The 17089-nt window shown below is 63.0% G+C and carries 22 protein-coding genes; 17 read left to right on the top strand and 5 right to left on the bottom strand.

Translation table 11 applies throughout. The features are described 5' to 3' along the window. The first annotated feature begins 8 nt into the window (after positions 1-8). The 4 genes from BBD46_RS19795 (at position 9) to BBD46_RS19780 (ending at position 1999) form a co-directional block, all read left to right on the top strand. A complete protein-coding gene (locus tag BBD46_RS19795; protein ID WP_071403384.1) occupies positions 9-647 on the top strand; it encodes an HD domain-containing protein in 639 nt (212 codons plus the stop codon). 109 nt (positions 648-756) lie between these two features. Continuing rightward, positions 757-1023 (top strand): hypothetical protein, encoded by a 267-nt coding sequence (locus BBD46_RS19790; protein ID WP_071403383.1) that lies wholly within the window; start codon positions 757-759, stop codon positions 1021-1023. 149 nt (positions 1024-1172) lie between these two features. Further along, positions 1173-1610, top strand: a complete 438-nt coding sequence (gene sufU, locus BBD46_RS19785; protein ID WP_071403382.1) for a Fe-S cluster assembly sulfur transfer protein SufU — start codon at positions 1173-1175, stop codon at positions 1608-1610. 200 nt (positions 1611-1810) lie between these two features. Beyond that, positions 1811-1999, top strand: a complete 189-nt coding sequence (locus tag BBD46_RS19780; RefSeq protein WP_071403381.1) for a hypothetical protein — start codon at positions 1811-1813, stop codon at positions 1997-1999. An 87-nt stretch (positions 2000-2086) separates the two neighbouring features. Here the strand turns inward: BBD46_RS19780 and radA are convergent, their stop codons facing one another. Further along, complete coding sequence (radA, locus tag BBD46_RS19775; RefSeq protein ID WP_071403380.1) at positions 2087-3118, bottom strand: DNA repair and recombination protein RadA; 1032 nt, start codon at positions 3116-3118, stop codon at positions 2087-2089. A gap of 292 nt (positions 3119-3410) precedes the next feature. On the opposite strand from radA, the gene BBD46_RS23405 reads away from it, so the two are divergent. After that, the gene (locus BBD46_RS23405; protein WP_005578727.1) at positions 3411-3533 is read left to right on the top strand and encodes a hypothetical protein; all 123 of its coding nucleotides are present in this window, start codon (positions 3411-3413) and stop codon (positions 3531-3533) included. Next, on the top strand, positions 3533-4777 hold the full coding sequence (locus tag BBD46_RS19770; RefSeq protein WP_071403379.1) for an RNA-guided endonuclease InsQ/TnpB family protein: 1245 nt from the start codon (positions 3533-3535) through the stop codon (positions 4775-4777). Before BBD46_RS23405 ends, BBD46_RS19770 begins: the two co-directional genes overlap by 1 nt. A gap of 137 nt (positions 4778-4914) precedes the next feature. Here the strand turns inward: BBD46_RS19770 and BBD46_RS19765 are convergent, their stop codons facing one another. The 4 genes from BBD46_RS19765 to BBD46_RS19750 form a co-directional block, all read right to left on the bottom strand. Continuing rightward, positions 4915-6225 carry a PQQ-binding-like beta-propeller repeat protein gene (locus tag BBD46_RS19765; protein WP_071403378.1) on the bottom strand — a complete coding sequence of 437 codons (1311 nt, stop codon included), beginning with the start codon at positions 6223-6225 and terminating at the stop codon, positions 4915-4917. 265 nt (positions 6226-6490) lie between these two features. After that, entirely contained in the window at positions 6491-7435 is a 945-nt protein-coding gene (locus BBD46_RS19760) for a hypothetical protein (protein ID WP_071403377.1), read from the bottom strand. Positions 7436-7533: 98 nt separating this feature from the next. After that, on the bottom strand, positions 7534-7827 hold the full coding sequence (locus tag BBD46_RS19755; protein ID WP_071403376.1) for a DUF424 domain-containing protein: 294 nt from the start codon (positions 7825-7827) through the stop codon (positions 7534-7536). A gap of 21 nt (positions 7828-7848) precedes the next feature. Continuing rightward, on the bottom strand, positions 7849-8718 hold the full coding sequence (locus BBD46_RS19750; RefSeq protein ID WP_071403375.1) for a tetratricopeptide repeat protein: 870 nt from the start codon (positions 8716-8718) through the stop codon (positions 7849-7851). A gap of 132 nt (positions 8719-8850) precedes the next feature. Here BBD46_RS19750 and thpR point away from each other — a divergent pair, with 132 nt between their 5' ends. From thpR to BBD46_RS19695, 11 genes are all read left to right on the top strand, one after another. Beyond that, entirely contained in the window at positions 8851-9411 is a 561-nt protein-coding gene (thpR, locus tag BBD46_RS19745) for an RNA 2',3'-cyclic phosphodiesterase (protein ID WP_071403374.1), read from the top strand. Between the two features lie 118 nt (positions 9412-9529). After that, on the top strand, positions 9530-9868 hold the full coding sequence (locus tag BBD46_RS19740; RefSeq protein WP_071403373.1) for a DsrE family protein: 339 nt from the start codon (positions 9530-9532) through the stop codon (positions 9866-9868). A 158-nt stretch (positions 9869-10026) separates the two neighbouring features. After that, the gene (locus tag BBD46_RS19735; protein ID WP_071403372.1) at positions 10027-11052 is read left to right on the top strand and encodes a hypothetical protein; all 1026 of its coding nucleotides are present in this window, start codon (positions 10027-10029) and stop codon (positions 11050-11052) included. Between the two features lie 99 nt (positions 11053-11151). Next, positions 11152-11304 (top strand): 50S ribosomal protein L39e, encoded by a 153-nt coding sequence (locus tag BBD46_RS19730; protein WP_004267621.1) that lies wholly within the window; start codon positions 11152-11154, stop codon positions 11302-11304. Positions 11305-11309: 5 nt separating this feature from the next. Then, the gene (locus tag BBD46_RS19725) at positions 11310-11588 is read left to right on the top strand and encodes a 50S ribosomal protein L31e (RefSeq protein WP_006166310.1); all 279 of its coding nucleotides are present in this window, start codon (positions 11310-11312) and stop codon (positions 11586-11588) included. A 2-nt stretch (positions 11589-11590) separates the two neighbouring features. Further along, positions 11591-12256 carry a translation initiation factor IF-6 gene (locus tag BBD46_RS19720; protein ID WP_071403371.1) on the top strand — a complete coding sequence of 222 codons (666 nt, stop codon included), beginning with the start codon at positions 11591-11593 and terminating at the stop codon, positions 12254-12256. A gap of 232 nt (positions 12257-12488) precedes the next feature. After that, a complete protein-coding gene (locus BBD46_RS19715) occupies positions 12489-13439 on the top strand; it encodes a DUF6159 family protein (protein ID WP_071403370.1) in 951 nt (316 codons plus the stop codon). Between the two features lie 103 nt (positions 13440-13542). After that, positions 13543-13998 (top strand): prefoldin subunit alpha, encoded by a 456-nt coding sequence (gene pfdA / locus BBD46_RS19710; protein WP_006653293.1) that lies wholly within the window; start codon positions 13543-13545, stop codon positions 13996-13998. A gap of 117 nt (positions 13999-14115) precedes the next feature. Further along, positions 14116-15507 carry a signal recognition particle-docking protein FtsY gene (gene ftsY, locus BBD46_RS19705; protein WP_071403369.1) on the top strand — a complete coding sequence of 464 codons (1392 nt, stop codon included), beginning with the start codon at positions 14116-14118 and terminating at the stop codon, positions 15505-15507. Positions 15508-15615: 108 nt separating this feature from the next. Continuing rightward, entirely contained in the window at positions 15616-16353 is a 738-nt protein-coding gene (locus BBD46_RS19700; RefSeq protein ID WP_071403368.1) for a hypothetical protein, read from the top strand. Positions 16354-16361: 8 nt separating this feature from the next. Beyond that, entirely contained in the window at positions 16362-17030 is a 669-nt protein-coding gene (locus tag BBD46_RS19695) for a GNAT family N-acetyltransferase (RefSeq protein WP_071403367.1), read from the top strand. Positions 17031-17089 lie beyond the last annotated feature (59 nt).

Raw genomic sequence — 17089 nt, 5'->3', positions numbered from 1 at the left:
GATGGGCTATGCTCGAGGAAGTCCGGAGTCGCGCCAGACCGTACTTCGCAGACGCGCCGCCGGCCCACGACTGGCATCACGTCGAGCGCGTCGACGCGCTCGCAGAGACACTCATCGACCGTCACCCCGACTCGGCTGGGATCAACGAACAGGTCGTCCACCTCGCGGTCGCCCTCCACGATATCGGTCGCGAACGCGAGGACCGCGGCGAGATCGACTGTCACGCGATGTGGGGGGCTCGGGAGGGCAGCGAGATCCTCCGCGAACTCGGTGCCACCGATGAAACGGTCTCGACGGTCTCTCACTGTATCTGTGCCCATCGGTACTCGAACGATATCGAACCGGAGACGGTCGAGGCGATGGTCGTCTCCGACGCGGACAACCTCGACGCGCTCGGTGCGGTCGGCATCGGCCGTGTCTTCGCCCACGGCACCGCCATCGATTCACCGATGTACGACCCGGCGGTACCGGTCGCGGACGACGACACGCCGGCCGGCGTGAGTCAGTACAACCACCTCCACAAGAAAATTCTCGACCTTCCCGAGCGGATGTACACCGACGTTGGGAGCGACCTCGCCGCCGAGCGCGCACAGTTCGTTCGCGAGTTCGCCAGCCGGTTCGAGGCCGAGGCTGTCGGCGAGCGCTGACGAGTCGATCGCTCTGATCACGCTCGGTGACTGTTCAACATGCTTGTGACAACTGGCACAGCGTTTTTGATTTGGGCGACGCTAACCACCGATGCCGAGGTGAGAACACATGCACGAGAAACGTATCGGCAGTCCTCAACGGGACCCGTTCGACGCCCTGGTCGACGTTCTCGCCGCGGCCGACCGGTACGACTTCGCGCTCGCCGTTATTCCGGTCGCGTTCGCGGTTGCACTGATCGTGGCGACCGTCACGAGCGTTTCGACGCCGCAGATGCTGGCCGTCGCCGCGCTCGTCGGTGCCCTCGTGATCGCCGATGCCTGCTATTTCAACCCGCCGGTCCGTGACGGCGGTCGTGACGACCAGGGGTCGACGTAACGGTATCGCCCCCGATCAGCAACCGTTTTTTTCTACCGCGGTATCCTTCGAACAGCGTCTGCTCTCCAGTCCCTGCAGTTCGCCGCCGAACGTCCGACTCACCCGCCCCGGAACCCTTTTACAGATAACTGGCATAGCCACACCCACCAATGGGACTGGGCTCGGATATGTACCGACAGCAGATCCTCGACCACTACAAGAACCCGCGCAACTACGGGCAACTCGAGGATCCAACGTTTACCCACATCGGCGAGAACCCGATGTGTGGCGACGAGATTCGGATGGATGTCAAACTCGCGGAGGACGGTGACGACGACGCGGAGACGATCGAACGCGTCGCCTTCTCCGGGGACGGCTGTGCCATCAGCCAGGCTTCAGCCAGCATGCTCTCGAATGAACTCCGCGGAAAGACCGTCGACGAACTCCTGGAGATGGACCGCGACGACGTGATCGATATGCTCGGTGTCGATATCTCTCCGATGCGGGTCAAGTGTGCGGTGCTCGCGGAGAAGGTTGCTCAGGACGGAGCAGAGATTTACCAGGGCGAACTCGACGTGGAGAAGACGACGACCGAGGACGACGAGTAAGTCGTTGAGAGCGGCCCAGGCGTCAGTTGCGGTTGCGGTTGCGGTCGCGGTCGTGGTTGTGACTGTGTCTGTGTCTGAGCAGGCGACTTCGACGTTGCCTTCGACTTCGATTCCTCTCCGACTCGTTCCGCGTATTGCCGGCCGCCACGGAGCGAAGCTGCATTCGGAATTGATTTTCCACCTGATGTGAACATCGTCGTATGGCTACTCCCCGTACCAGACAGCAGGATATCCTCCTCTTGCTCGCCTCCATTCAGGTCTCGATATTCGTCCTCGTCATCCCGGTGCTCTGGCCGCTGTTCATCGGTTCAGTGCTGATTCTCCTTCACGTGGGGAGAGGCGAGTACCACCGACACATTGCAGAATCCGAAGACGCTGCCGAGCAGTAGTGCTGTCGCTTCACAGAACGAGGGAGAGAGACGAAATACGGGCTAAAACGGGTTACAGCGAGTGTGTCGGTGTGACTGCGACGCCGCTTACTCCGGCTTCAGGCCTTCGTCCTGAACGCGCATGACTGCCTCGCCGTCGGCGAGGTTCGGCGCGTCGACCAGACGAACGATCCGCTTGTCACCCTTGGACTTGCGGAGGTACATCCGGAACGTCGACTTGTGGCCCAGAATGTTGCCACCGATCGGCTGCGTCGGGTCGCCGAAGAACGAGTCCGGGTTCGAGGCGACCTGGTTCGTCACGATAACGGACGTGTTGTAGAGGTTTCCGACCTTATCCAGGTCGTGCAGATGCTTGTTGAGCTTCTGCTGGCGCTCTGCGAGTTCACCACGACCGACGTACTCCGCGCGGAAGTGAGCGGTCAGCGAGTCGACACAGAGGAGGCGAATCGGGTAGTCGGCCTCCTCGTGCTCGCTTGCAAGCTCCTTCGCCTTCTCGGCCAGCAGCATCTGGTGGTTGGAGTTGAACGCCTTCGCAACGTGGATCTTGTCGAGCACGTCGTCGACGAGTTCGTCGACCGCACCCTCGTCGCCAGCCGAGCCCTCGATTTCGCGGTCCTCGAGTGCAGCGTTGATCGCTTCCTCGGGGAGGCCACGGACCATGTCGTCGATTCGCTCCGGTCGGAAGGTGTCCTCGGAGTCGATGAACATCGCGGCGCCGTGGAGACCGCCGACCTCCTTCGGCAGCTGGACGTTAACGGCCATCTGGTGGGTGACCTGGGACTTCCCGGAGCCGAACTCGCCGTACACCTCGGTGATCGACTGGGTCTCGATACCGCCGCCGAGAAGCTCGTCGACTTCGTCGATCTGCCAGCTCAGTTTGCCGATCTCGTTCCGTCGCTCGAGTACCGTCGAGCCGGTTTCGAAGCCACCGACGTCGGCGGCGTCGCGTGCGGCGTTGACGATATCGGCGGCCGTCGATTCGCCGACGTCCGCGGTGTTCGAGAGTTCGGAGGGAGAAGCGACGGCGAGGCTCTGGAAGGAGTCGAAGCCTGCGTCGTGGAGTTTGTCTGCGGTTGCCGGTCCGACGCCGGGGAGTGTCTCAAGGTCTGCGTCTGCCATACGTCTCCGTTATCGTGGACACCCCATAAACCTTCGTTAACAGGGGAGTGAAAGTGAAAGTGGCAGCAGTCGTCGGGGTAAGGAGTCTGGATACTGAACAGTTATGTATGATGGGGTGGGCGGTCGCGCGTTTAGCTGAATCGAGGCGCTAAGCCCCCTTCCTCAGCGATCGCCGAAGGCGCGAGCAGGGAGGGGATACAGCGCCGCACGGTTTTCATACACGATTCGATGGCAGGCCCACAGGCCCACGGAGTCGCAAATGTTTTTGCATAGAGTATATATTTTGCATACGATGAAACGGACCACAATCACTCTCCGAGAGGACCAACACGAGTGGGTTCAGGACAACCACCTGAATCTCTCGTCGTTCGTTCAAGAGAAACTCGACGAACTAATCGAGGAACGCGAGAGCTGATGTACTACGCCTACAAGTATCGCCTCGAGCCGTCTGACGCCCAACGCAAGGAGTTGGACCGCCACCGCGATATCTGTAGGCAACTATACAATCACACTCGCTATCGCCTCAACGAGTACCGAGAGAACCACGGCGAACTACCGTCCATGACCACGCTTCGGTCGGAGCTACCTGACCTCAAAAAGTGGTGGGACGACCTCAATGACGTGTACTCGAAAGTTCTTCAGACCATCGTCGAACGACTGTTCGACAACCTCAGTAGCCTTTCTGCGCTCAAGCAAAACGGCTACGGAGTCGGCCAACTCAAGTGGAAGCCACCACGCGAGTTCCGCAGTTTCACGTACAACCAGTCTGGCTTCAAGCTCGACAAGAAGGGCGGTCAGACTGTCCTGTCACTCTCGAAACTCGCAGATATTCCGATCCGACTCCACCGAGAAATCCCCGACGACGCCGCACTCAAACAGGTCACGCTCAAGAAGGAACCGACGGGAGAGTGGTTCGCCACCTTTGGTGTCGAAGTTGACCGAGAGCTGCCGGAGAAACTCGACCGGCTGAAAAACGTTGTCGGAATTGACGTAGGCATCCTGAAGTACGCCCACGACACCGATGGTCACGCGGTCGAATCGGTTGACCTCTCGAACGAACGCGAACGGCTCGAGCGAGAGCAACGAAAACTCTCGCGCAAAGATCACGGCTCGAACAACTACGAGAAGCAACGCCGTCGCGTGGCCGAGTGTCACGCCGATCTGAAGAACAAGCGCCGAGACTTCCTTCACAAGCTCTCGAACTACTACGCTCGAGAGTACGATCTCGTCGCGGTCGAAGACCTTGACGCAAAAGGCTTGGTCGAACTTGACGGCAACTCTCGGAACCGTGCTGGAGCAGCGTGGGGGACGTTCCTTCAGATGCTCGAGTACAAGTGCGAACGCGAAGGAACGCGCTTCGTGGCCGTCGATCCGGCTGGAACGACCAAAGAGTGTGCGGCCTGCGGTGTGTCGAGCGAGAAACCGCTGTGGGTCCGCGAACACGCCTGTCCGTCGTGCGGGTTCACCGCCGATCGGGACTGGAACGCGGCCTGGAACATTCTTTCTCGCGGGATCAAGCAGGTAGGAGCGGGACGCTCCGAATCAACGCCTGTGGAGACTGCGCTCCCTACGGGAACCACCTCGGTTCCTGCAAAGCGCGTCGTGGAGGCAGGAAGCCCCACCCTCAAGGAGCGAACGGCGTCAGCCGTAAGCGAGTAGGGTGGGGTAGTTCACAGTGGACTCCAGCAGCCAGCAACAACAACAGCAGCACAGCAACACAGCAGCAGCAACAACAGCACCGTCCCACAGCATCTGCAGCAATAGTACTAACGCAGAATCAGCGCAGAGGCCACAACTCAGGGTAGCGACAGCTCGTCGCTCCACTCGAGTTGCACTAGCCGATCACCGGTCCCAACGAACAGTTCTCCGTCACCGACTGCCGGTGTGGCCGTGATGGGATCTTCGAAGCCGTGGTGCCAGAGATGGTCACAGTCGTCGGTGAGGTCGAGGCCGTAGAGCGAGCCGGTCGTGTCGCCGACACAGAGCACGTCGCCGGCGACGACGGGTCCTGCCTGGACCTCACCGTCGAGGGCGACACCCTTCTTCGAGAAGAGCCAGCCACGCAGTTTGCGCCGACCGAAGGTGGTGTCGGTGACGTGGGCGTAGCCGTCGTTCGCGCCGATGATCGTCGTCCCGTCCTCGGTGAGAACGGTTGCACTCGAGGTGAAGCCGCCGGTGATCGTGTAGGAGAACCAGGTCTGGCCGGTGCCGGCGTTCAGCGCGAGGAGTGCGCCGCCGGCGTCGGCGACGTAGACGCGGCCGTCGGCGACGGTGAGTTCGTTCGTCGCGACGCCGTTGGTGGGTGCAGCCCAGATTCCCTCTCCGTCGTCGCTTGCGAGACAGAGTACGCGCTCGTCGGCCGTCGCAGCGTAGATTCGCGGCAAGTCCCAGGTGTCGTCGCCCTCGGTGTCGATGTCGATGCTGTCGTTTAGCTCCATGCTGCCGTCGAGTTCCTGGCCGAGGGTCTGGTCGCCTTCGGGCTCGAACTCGTCGTCGAACGACGGCTCTGCCGTTTGCTCCTGTAGCGGCGCTGTCTCCCGTCCCGTCTCCGGCGGTCTCGCGATAACCGGTGCCCCCGTCACCGGCTCGTCGGTCTCGGCCGTCCAGCGGACGGTGCCGGGCTCTTCGGCCGGTTCGTCACTGCCGCCGCCTAACTCGACCGCGTCGACGCCGTCGCCAGCCGCCGTCGCAATCGCGGTGAGGCCCTCCTCGTGGCCCGCATACAGGTCACCGTCCGCATAGAGCAGAGCCGTCGTGAGCGGTGCTGGTAACTCGAGTTGCCAGTACTGCTCGCCGGTGGCTGGATCGACGGCGTGAATCGTCCCCTCGGCGGTTCCGAAAAACAGGCGTCCGCCTGCGAGAACGGGCGCGGTGTCGGTCGCGGTCATCGTCTCGACGATCCATCGTCGTCGTCCCGTCTCCTGATCGAACGCGTAGCAGTTCCCGCGGTCCGTTCCGACGAAGACGGTGTCGCGGTCGAGCACCGGCGGGCCGGTGGTTCCGATAAGGTCGGCTGTCCACCCCTCCTCGACGTGGACGGGGTCGGAGACGGCTCGCCGGACGCCCGAGCGTTGCTCGTCACCCTCACACTGAGTCCAGTCTGTCACTGTGGGTGAGTACCGACTGAACCGGTATAATGGATGCGACCTGCAGCACCGTAGGCGGCGCAGGCGCTCGTTGGTTTGACAACACAGAACGAACGACGGGGAGCATGCCCCAGTACGTCACTGCTCCCGATCGCGTCCGCACCGGCAGGCACAACGCTGCTGTATGGCGCAGTCGATGATGGTGGTGTGGCTGCCTGCCGTGGTTCTAATTCACACGCTCGTACTAATGAGCACACTGCCCAACTAGTACGGGCACCGACTCCGTTCACTGTCGAACTTCGAGCACTCGCGATTCACAGTCGTCGCACGTGATCGCGTACACCTGATAGGACCGACAGCAGGATTCGACGGTCTCCTCGTCGAGCGAAATCTCGCCCGTACAGCTCGGACACGTTTCGACGAAGGCCCGAAGCCCGTTCGCGAGCTGACTGCGCTGTTCGAGCGAGAGCGATGGCCACTCCGGCACCCGTTCGGCGAGTGCGTGCATACTCCCCAGATCGGCCAGCAGCGCCGCGTCGGACTCCCACTGGGCGGCGAGGCGGCCCTCGACACGTGCTCGAACCGGCTGCTCCGCGCCGTCGGCCTGATCCACCGCCACTGCCGACTGTTCGACATCGAAAAACGCCGCGAGCTGTTCGACTCGATCACCGTCTCGTCGCTCGTCGATCGCGGCTCGCCAGGTTTCCTCGAGTTCTTCGGTCAGACAGAGGTCGTCCTCCATCTCTGTGTCGGCTTCCGCTTCGCCCGCTCCGTCGTCTGTCTCTGTCCGCGAACACGGCACGACGAGATCGTACTCGAGTAACCATCGCTCGGGATCGATGGGTTCGTCGGCGGTGTCGGTGTGGCCGGGTTCGGCACCGTCGTCGGTAGACGGGGCGGACGTTGCACCAGCATCGGTGGTCGAGCCGTCGTCTGCAACGAGGGTGCCCGCACCTGGCTCGGGTCCCTTGTCGAACTTCGCCAGAAGCCAGTCGGGGAAGTACCGCTTGGTGAGCGTCGGTGTCCCGGGAACGAGGTAACCACGCAGGGCGATGGCGGCAACCGAGAGGCCGAAGACGGCGACTGCGAGAAGTGGTGAGACCACCGCGGCGGCGACGGCGAGTATCCCCGCGATGACGAGGTTGACGATCGTACAGGGGAGACACCGATTCTCACCGGTGTACTCCGGATTGTGGACGTGTGCGAGGATCGGAACCTGCTGGAGCTTCATATTTCGACCTCGGCGTGATACGACAAAAACATTTTCCCGCCTCTGGTTCGGCGTGAATAGATCGGTCCGTATCCGGTTTCCCGCGTTAGAAAGCAGGTTCAGTACATCCGCAACAGTTGCGCGTGATGGGTCTCGCCGACCTCGAGCACGTTCCCCTCGTCGATGAAACCCGCCTCGATCGCGACCGCTACCGATCGGGTCCCCACAATGTTGGCCACGTCCGCCCGCGCAAGACTGTCGATAACCGCATCCTCGTCCACTTCGTCACCACCGTAGAACTCCTCCGTGACGGTCAGCGAGAGATCGTCGCCTTCGAACGTCTCACCGAGGGCATCGCTATCACAGACCGCGACGAGTAATCCTTCCTGTGTCTGGCGTTCGTTGATGATCATGCGTCGTCTCGTCTCCGTCTGTTACTCGAGTTCCCACTCGCTGTCGCGGTCGGCTTCGCGGCCGGGGTCGGCGACGTCGCCTGTGGGATCGGTTGCACCGCCGCCCGCACCGGTCGGCTGGCCCTCCATCTCCCGTCGGTCCTCCATCATCTGCTGTTCGGCGCGCTCGCGCAGTTCGTTGGCCTCCTCGGCGATCTCCTCGGCCTCGTCGTACTCGCCGAGATCTTCGAGGATTTCGGCTTTCTCCTCGAGGATCTTTGCGTTTCGCAGCCCGAGTCGGATTGCGTTGTCGATACACTGCAGCGCCTCTTCGGAGAGGCCGCGCTCTGAGAGGAAGAAGGCGCGGTTGAACCAGCCCTCGGCGAAGCGCTCGTCGATTTCGACGGCGCGTTCGGCGTGTTCGAGCGCCTGTGCGGTCTCGCCGAACTCCCAGAGGGCGTAGGCGAGGTTCGTCTCGGCCGTCGCGGCGTGCTCGCTCTCGGCGTCGATATTCAGCGCCTCTCGGTGGGCACCGATCGCTTCGTCCCACTCCTCGAGTTCGGCGTGAGCGACGCCCTTGTTGACCCAGGCCTCCTGCTCGAGGCGCTCGTCCTCGGCGTACTGGGCGGTTCGCTCGAAGGCGTCGGTCGCCTGCTCGTAGCGGTTGATCTGCATGTAGCTCAGGCCGACGTCGAGCAGTTCCGTGGCGTTGACGTCGTCGCTTGCGATCTGCTGGCTATCGAGCGTGTCGGCGACGACGCGGGAGTCGACCGGGTCGACCTTCGAGGGGTCGACGTCCAGTTCCGGCGGATCGAGGTCGAACTCGTCGTAGGGGTCGCTGAACCCCTCTCCTTCGGAGAAGCGATGGTCGCGAGAGCCGTCTCCGGTTTCGTCTCCCTCTCGGTCAGTCATTGGTTGAATGTGGCGACGACGACTGTTAAGGGCTGCGACCCGGAAATCGACGGCTCGTCACCGAGCTGCGTTGCTCACCTGCTCACCAGCGCCGTCGTCACCGTTGAGTAGTCCGCCGTCGAACCATCCGTTATGCGTCTCTTCGTCAGCGTCGACCTTCCGGACGACCTCGCGGACGCGGTCGCCGACCTGCAAGACGAGTTCAGCGACGCGAGCGGTCTCAAATTCACCGATCCCGAGCAGGCTCACGTCACGCTAAAATTCCTCGGCGACGTCGAGAGGAGCCAGCTTTCCCAACTCGAGTCCGAACTCGAGACGGCGGTCCACGAGTCCGGTGTTTCACCCTTCACCGTCCGCTACGGCGGACTCGGCGTCTTCCCAGACCTGGAGTATATCAGCGTGCTCTGGCTCGGGACCGAAACGGGTGGCGGCGAGCTGACGGCCCTGCACGAGGCCATCGAGGAACGGACGACGGCGATGGGGTTCGAGGCAGAGTCACACGAGTTCACGCCGCACGTCACGCTCGCGCGCATGGAACACGCGGGCGGGAAGGAGTTGGTGCAGGACCTCGTCCGCGAGCGAGCGCCGACGATTGGTGAAACCCGCGTCACACAGGTGCGGCTGACCGAGAGCACGCTTACGGATGAGGGTCCCGAGTACTCGACGGTGGCACGACACCCGCTCGCGGAGTGAGCGGCGGTGGCGGTTCACTCACGCTCTCGCTTTCTCACGCACTCGCTTTCTCACGCACTCGCTTTCGCAACGCTTGCAAGCACCAAGGCTTCACCAGTCCCTGGCGTCGCTTCTGTGCATGCAAACCGTCGTACACCTCCTGTCGGGAGACGAAGGCGAACAGGACACGTCACTCGCGATCGCCAAAAACCTCGTCGCGGACGAGAGCGGTCGAATAGACGACGTCGCGGTCGTCATCCAGGCGTCCGGAATCGAGGTAGCCAGAGCCGGTGGCAGAGCAGACGACGAAATCCAGGAGCTACTCGACGAGGGCGTCGCGTTCAAGGCGTGCAGCAATACACTCGAGACGGTTGACTTCGACGAGTCGGATCTGATCGACGGGATCGAAACTGTTCCCGAAGGTGCCGTCGAGGTGACCCAGTTGCAGACGGACGGCTATGCGTACGTTCGGCCGTAGGTGTGTTCGGCCGTCGAGGCTCCATCACTGGGGCTACGGGAGTCCGGTATCGAGGCCTTACAGTGTTCATCCCGCACGTGTACCGTTGTCGTACGCTGGGACAACTTGCACATACAGCACCGTGTATGATGTGGGATGACGGGATACTGGCGTAGCCGATGGGATCACCGCCGTCGTCGCTGTCTCGGTTCGGACGGTCCACCCCGATCAGCCGCCGGGAGTTCGTCGCCGCCGTCGGTGGCGCGGGTGGCGTATCCCTGTTCGGGCCGAGCGTGGACGCCAACGAAAGTGACCCTGACCACTTTCGCGTGCGCGTCCACCCTGGTCCAGTCCCGCCAACTGCCTGGCCTCGCTACGGCGTCGACGGGATGAGCGACGACTGGCCGACCCCGTTTCGGGACGCGTTCGCGGCCGTCGAGGACGCGATGGGCCAAATTCAGGCCTACGCGGCCGACCGCTCGGCGGTCTTGGATTCGCCCTCTGCCTCAGAGCCAAAACTCACCGTACACGTCGAGCGTGGTCCTCCCGTCCGCTTCCCGCTCCTGTCCGTCTCGCAGCCAACTGATCTCGCGTTCCCATCGCTGTCGGCCGTTCTCGACGCCTTTCGCGATCAACTCCGTGAGCACGATGCACTCGGTGGGCCGACCTGTCATCTGCTGCTTTGCTGGTCGCCGTTCAACTATCGGGTGGGCTACGGCGGCACTATCTCACCGAACGACCTGATCGGCTCTGCGGGGAGTGATACGGATGCGGATGACCCAGACGCAGTCGACGGCGCACAGACCGTTGCTAACATCGGTGCGACGGAGGTCTGGGATTCGCGCGCAGTCAGCCGAAACATCGCGATTCACGAAGTGCTTCATACGTTCCTCTCGCCCGATATCGTCACAGACGTTGGGGACACACGCTGTGACCATAATCTGGGAACTGCCACCAGAACCGGACCCGAGGGACGAACACTGCGCGTAAGCCCCATGGCGACCGCCTACGCCGGCCCCGATGAGCTCGGTGGTGGGACCCGATTTCACGGCACCGGCTGCTACAATCACGACGAGTTCGCCAACCACGACGGCTACGAGGCCGACGGCACCGATCCGGCAGTCGATCACTTCGAGTATACGACGGAACTGAGCGAGGCGACACTCGAGGCGGCTACCCGCTATCTAACCCGTCTTACAACCTGAGGCGGCCGCTATCTATCCAGGGGACCGCGAAGCCCTCACACACCAGCGTCCCGAGAGATGGACAAGATTTTAAGCCAGCACGGGCTACGTCCGGCTACTATGGGTAAGAAATCGAAGGGCAAGAAGAAGCGACTTGCCAAACTCGAGAACCAGAACAGCCGCGTTCCGGCCTGGGTCATGATGAAGACGGACATGGAAGTCCAGCGGAACCCGAAGCGACGCAACTGGCGGCGTAACGACACCGACGAGTAAGATCAATGAGTGCAAGTGATTTCGAAGAACGCGTTGTAACCGTCCCGCTGCGGGACGTCAAGAAGGGCGCAAACCACGAGGCCGCGGACCTCGCCATGCGACTCATCCGCGAACACCTCGCCAAGCACTTCGCCGTCGACGAGGACGCCATCCGACTCGACCCCTCGATCAACGAGGAGGTCTGGTCCCAGGGTCGAGCGAACCCGCCACGCAAGCTCCGCGTCCGCGCGGCTCGCTTCGACGAAGAGGGCGAGGCCGTCGTCGAGGCCGAGGTCGCCGACTAAACTTGCAGCGACTCGCCTTCGCCGGGTCGGCCTACGTCGGCGTCTTCGCCCGTGCGACCGACTCGTGCGTGCTCGTTCGCCCGGACGTCGACGACGATATCGTCGCCGACCTGACCGATGAACTCGCGGTCCCCGCGATTCAGACGACCGTCGGCGGTTCCTCGACCGTCGGCGCGCTAGCGACGGGTAACGAAAACGGCCTCCTCGTCAGCTCCCGTGTACTCGAGTACGAGCGCGAACGACTCGAGGAGGACGTCGACCTACCCGTCGCAGAGTTGCCCGGCAGTATCAACGCCGCCGGGAACGTCGTCCTCGCGAACGACTACGGGGCCTACGTCCATCCGGACCTGCCTCGTGAGGCAATCCAGATCATCAAGGACACGCTCGACGTGCCGGTCGAACGCGGCGATCTCGCAGGCGTTCGCACCGTCGGCACCGCTGCGGTCGCGACGAACTCGGGTGTGCTCTGTCATCCGAAGGCGACCGACGAGGAACTCGACGTACTCGAGGACGCGCTCGACGTTCGCGCGGATGTCGGGACGATCAACTACGGTGCGCCGCTGGTCGGGTCGGGGCTGCTGGCCAACGAGTCGGGCTACGTCGTCGGCGAGGATACGACGGGTCCGGAACTCGGCCGGATCGAAGATGCACTCGGCTATCTCGACTAACTGCTGCGAACTGTCCCGGTCGGTTCGGTTTTGCGATCCGTTTTTGCGGTTGACGCTCCGTTCGCGTCGCCCTGGACCTGGGTTTGTGCCTATTAGGTACCAACCTTCGCAGACTCGACCGTGAATGAGTCCACTCAAACGGCGTGTCTCTGCGGTAGACACCTCATACTGAACGGATCAGTGGTACGAACGGTCCTCAAGACTTATGATACGGTAGCAACATGACACTCGTATGTTCGGGTCCCTGTTCGCCAGATTCAAAACTGGCCTCGCGATCGCAAAAGCCTCGTTCGGTGTCCTCCGGCGCGAGAAGTGGCTCCTCGCGTTTCCGGTCATGTACGGCCTCGCCTGGATCGTCGGGCTAATCGGGCTGCTCGGTGGTATCGTCGCCGCGCTGTTCGGTGTCGGCTACGGCATGGCGCTCGTTGAGCAGTTTACGACAGTCTCAGACGGGTCGGCCGAGACGGCAGTCACAGCCCTCCTTGTGGCTGCCTCCGTCGGCTTCATGTTCGTCGCCACCTCGATTGCGACGTTCTTTAGCGCGGCGCTCGTCCACGCCGTCGGCACCATGTTCGCCGACGAACCGACCAGCCTCCGTGCCGGCCTCGCCGGTGCCTGGGAGTCTCGCCGGACGATTCTCGCGTGGGGTGCCGTCGGTACCGTTGTCGGCCTCATCTTCCAGGCACTCGAGAGTCAGGACGGCTGGGGGGCACGACTCGCCCGCTCGCTGGCCGGCTTCGCCTGGTTCGCGATGACGTTCTTCATCGTCCCCGTGATCGTCTTTCAGGACGGTGGCGTTCGGAACTCGCTGCGCGAGAGCGCTAGCCTGTTCCGCGAGACGTGGGGACAGGTCGGCGGGATCAGCCTCGGCGTCGGACTCGTGATGGTGCCGCTGATCGTCCTCACCGCACTCGCCGGCATCGGTGCGCCGATGTTCGCGCTCGCTGATCCGTGGTCGGTGCTCACGTTTACGCTCGTCCCGACACTGCTGGTGATCGGCGTCCTGTTGGCGGTCTATCAGGCTGCGACGGGCATCGCCAAGACCGCACTCTACAAGTATGCCCGCGACGGCTCGCTTCCGCCGGAGTTCGACGGCATCGATCCCGATGCACTCACGCGACCTCGCCGTGGCGGAACTGGGATGACGGGACAGCCCTCGAACCGGGAGCCGGGACAGATCTAGCCCGGAGCGGTCCGCTACGCCCGGTTTCGGTGAAACGCCCGCGAAGCCGCGGAAATAGCTGTGGAAGGGAAGATTCTTCCGACTGCCTGCCGGAGTGAAAGCCATGAGTCAACAACAGCTCCAGCAGCTTTCCCAGGAAATTCAGGAGATTCAGGAACAGATCACCGCGCTCGAAGGCGAAGTTGAGGACATTCGGACAGAGCAGGGCGAGGTCGACGAGGCAATCGACGCCCTCGAGACGCTCGAAACTGGCTCGACGGTGCAGGTCCCACTCGGCGGCGGCGCGTACCTCCGCGCAACGATCGAAGACATCGACGAGGCAATCGTCGAACTCGGCTCGGACTACGCCGCTGAGTTCGACCAGGACGACGCCGTCGGCGCACTCGAGCGCAAGAAGGAGACGCTCGACGACCGCATCGACGACCTCGAAGACGAGATCGACGAGTTCGAATCCGAGAGCGACGAACTCGAGTCCCAGGCCCAGCAGCTCCAGCAGCAGGCGATGCAACAGCAGATGCAGCAGATGGGCGGCCAGCCGGGGCAGGAGCCCGACGAGTAAGTGCGCAACTGAACGGTACGGGCGCTCGTTGCACCAGGTACCGACCAGCCGCCAGCAGTTCGCAGACAGCAGTTTACAGTCAGCAGCCACTACCCACTCCCTACAGTCACCGTTACAATGTTCGATAATCTGAAGGAAAAACTCGGAAGCTTCCGAAAGGACGCCGAGGAAGCTGCCGAAGAGAACGTCGAGGAAGTCGACGACCCAGCCGAAGACGAGAGCGATGTCGAGGCCGGAGCTGACGCCGCCGAGGACGAAGCTGCGCCAGCCGATGCAGCCGAGACGGCTGACGCGGTCGACGCCGAGCCAGCCGCGGATGTCGGTGCAGGTTCGGATACCGATACCGATACCGATACCGGCACCGACGCCGGTGCTCGAACCGCCGACCCCACCGACCAGCCAGCCACTGACACAGCACCGTCCACCGAGTCCGACGCACCCACGAGCGACGCCGCGCTCGAGTCCCCGTCCGGGACGAGCGCCGAGACCGAGACTGTGCCCGAATCCGAGACGGCGGGAGAGGTGGATACCGATGCTGGTATCGATGCTGCGTCCGATACCGACGAGACCGACGAGGCCGACGCCGAGACTGACGACACCGACACAGACGACAACGGCAGCACCGGCTTCGGCCGCAAGGCCAAATCCTTCGTCAAGGGCAAGTTCGTCATCGAGGAGGAAGACCTCGAAGGGCCGCTCCACGAACTCGAGATGGCGCTGCTCTCGAGTGACGTCGAGATGGGCGTCGCCGAGGAAATTCTCGACAACATCCGTAACGAACTGATCGGCGAGACGCGGACGTTCACGACCTCGACGGGTGCGGTCGTCGAGGAGGCGCTCCGGGATGCGATCTACGACGTGATCAGCGTCGGCCAGTTCGACTTCGACGAGCGAATCGCGGTCGAGGACAAGCCGGTGACGATCATCTTCACCGGCGTCAACGGCGTCGGGAAGACCACTTCGATCGCAAAGCTCAGCCGCTACTTCGAGGAGCGGGGCTACTCCACCGTGATGGCCAACGGCGACACCTACCGCGCCGGGGCCAACGAGCAGATTCAGGAGCACGCCAACGCGCTCGACACGAAAATAATTACCCACGAGCAGGGCGGCGACCCCGCTGCGGTGCTGTACGACGCCGTCGAGTACGCCGAGGCAAACGACGTCGACATCGTCCTCGGCGACACGGCGGGCCGGCTCCACACTGACGAGGGGCTGATGGATCAACTCGAGAAGATCGACCGCGTCGTCGACCCGGACATGACGCTGTTCGTCGACGAGGCGGTGGCCGGCCAGGACGCGGTCAACCGCGCCCGCGAGTTCAACAACGCGGCCGAAATCGACGGTGCGATCCTGACGAAAGCCGACGCCGACTCGAACGGCGGGGCGGCGATTTCGGTCGCACACGTCACCGGTCGCCCGATTCTCTTCCTCGGTGTCGGCCAGGGCTACGACCACCTCGAACGCTTCGATCCGGAGGAGATGGTCGACCGACTACTCGAGGACGAGTAGTCGCTCACTGCTGGCATCGACCCAGTCGTCTTTCCTCAGCCGACGTTCTCTGCGCCCCGTAGCAGTTAGATACGAAACAGCTATTGGTGGCCTGACTGACGTGCGTGTATGTGCCCTCCCCGCTCTCGTCGGTCGGTTCTCGCGTCTACCGCCTCCCTCTCCGCTCTCACAGCGGGTTGTTCGACGGACTGGTTCAGCGATCCAGAGACGGCTGCATCGAACGGTGAATCTACACCTCCTGGAACCAATGTTGACTGTACTGCTGTTTCTCGACCGACTGCGTTCCCACCCGCGTCGGCCGACGAAGACACGTCCGAGATCGAGTTCGAACTACTCGAGTACCCGCCCGAACCAGCCGAGCGCTCACAGAGTGCGCTAGCGTACGTGGGTGCACTCGAGCGCGCGTATCGCCAGCGGGAGTTTCTCGCGGCACACGGCGATCAGGCGCGCGAGTTCGAACTCTCGATTTCGCGACACCAGGTTTCGCCGGTCGCGGACGAGGTGCGAACGGGTGATGGTGGTGGCAGCGACGTAGATGACGAGGACCGCGACGTAGATGACGGTGATAGCGACGCGGCTAACGACGGGCGCGAGCCCGAGGGCGTATTGCTCTCGCTGGTGTACGATCTGGTGACGGAGACGGTGCACACGGAGCACGCCGAGTGGGACGTTCGAGTGACCTACTTCCTCAACGACCACGTCGCGCTGCGCGCGCAGTACGACGGGATTGGAACGGAGCCGTCGTTCGATCCTGACCCGCAAACGGACGGGGAACTGGTCGCCTGCTCGGAAGGCTCGTACTCGGGGCAGCGAACTTATACGCGCCCGGCAGAAAACAGTGGCTGACACGACACATGGACCCACACATTCGAGTTGCCACCACGGCCGATGCGGCCGCCGTTCGCGACATCTACGCCCCCTTCTGTTCGTCCTCTGCAGTCACCTTCGAGGAGACGCCGCCGACCGCCGACGAGATGGCAGACCGTATCGAGTCGACACTCGAGCAGTACCCCTGGCTCGTCGCCGAGCGCGAGGACGGGACGGTGCTCGGCTACGCCTACGCGGGTCCGCTACGAAAGCGCCAGGCCTACCAGTGGGTCGTCGAACTCTCCGTTTACGTCGCGGCGGACGCTCGCCAGTCGGGCGTCGGGCGAACGCTCTACACGTCGCTGCTCGCGGTCCTCGAGGCCCAGGGCTTCTACGAGGCCTACGCGGTGACGACGCTACCGAACCCGGCGACGGTGGCGTTTCACGAGTCGTTCGGCTTCGAACGAATAGTCGACTTCCCCGCCATGGGGTATACCCAGGACGAGTGGCACGACGTCTGCTGGTGGCGCTACCAGCTCTCGGCAAAAGAGACAGAACCCGAGCCACCGACGCCGTTTCCCGAATTCCGTGCGCCAGCAGAGCCACCGGAGAAAGATGCGGAGGGAGCTGGAGATGGGACGGGAAGCGAAAGGGGAACGGGAGAGACGACACTCGAGTCCCTTCTCGATTCGGTTGTCCAGGAACCGTCGCTGTAGCCGCAGGGCGTGGCGGAGGGACTCTGACGCGGGATGGTCACTGACCGAAGTCACTTAGT

The organism is Natrialba sp. SSL1 (assembly GCF_001861355.1).
GTDB lineage: Archaea > Halobacteriota > Halobacteria > Halobacteriales > Natrialbaceae > Natrialba.
This window is presented reverse-complemented; position numbering and strand designations above follow the sequence as displayed.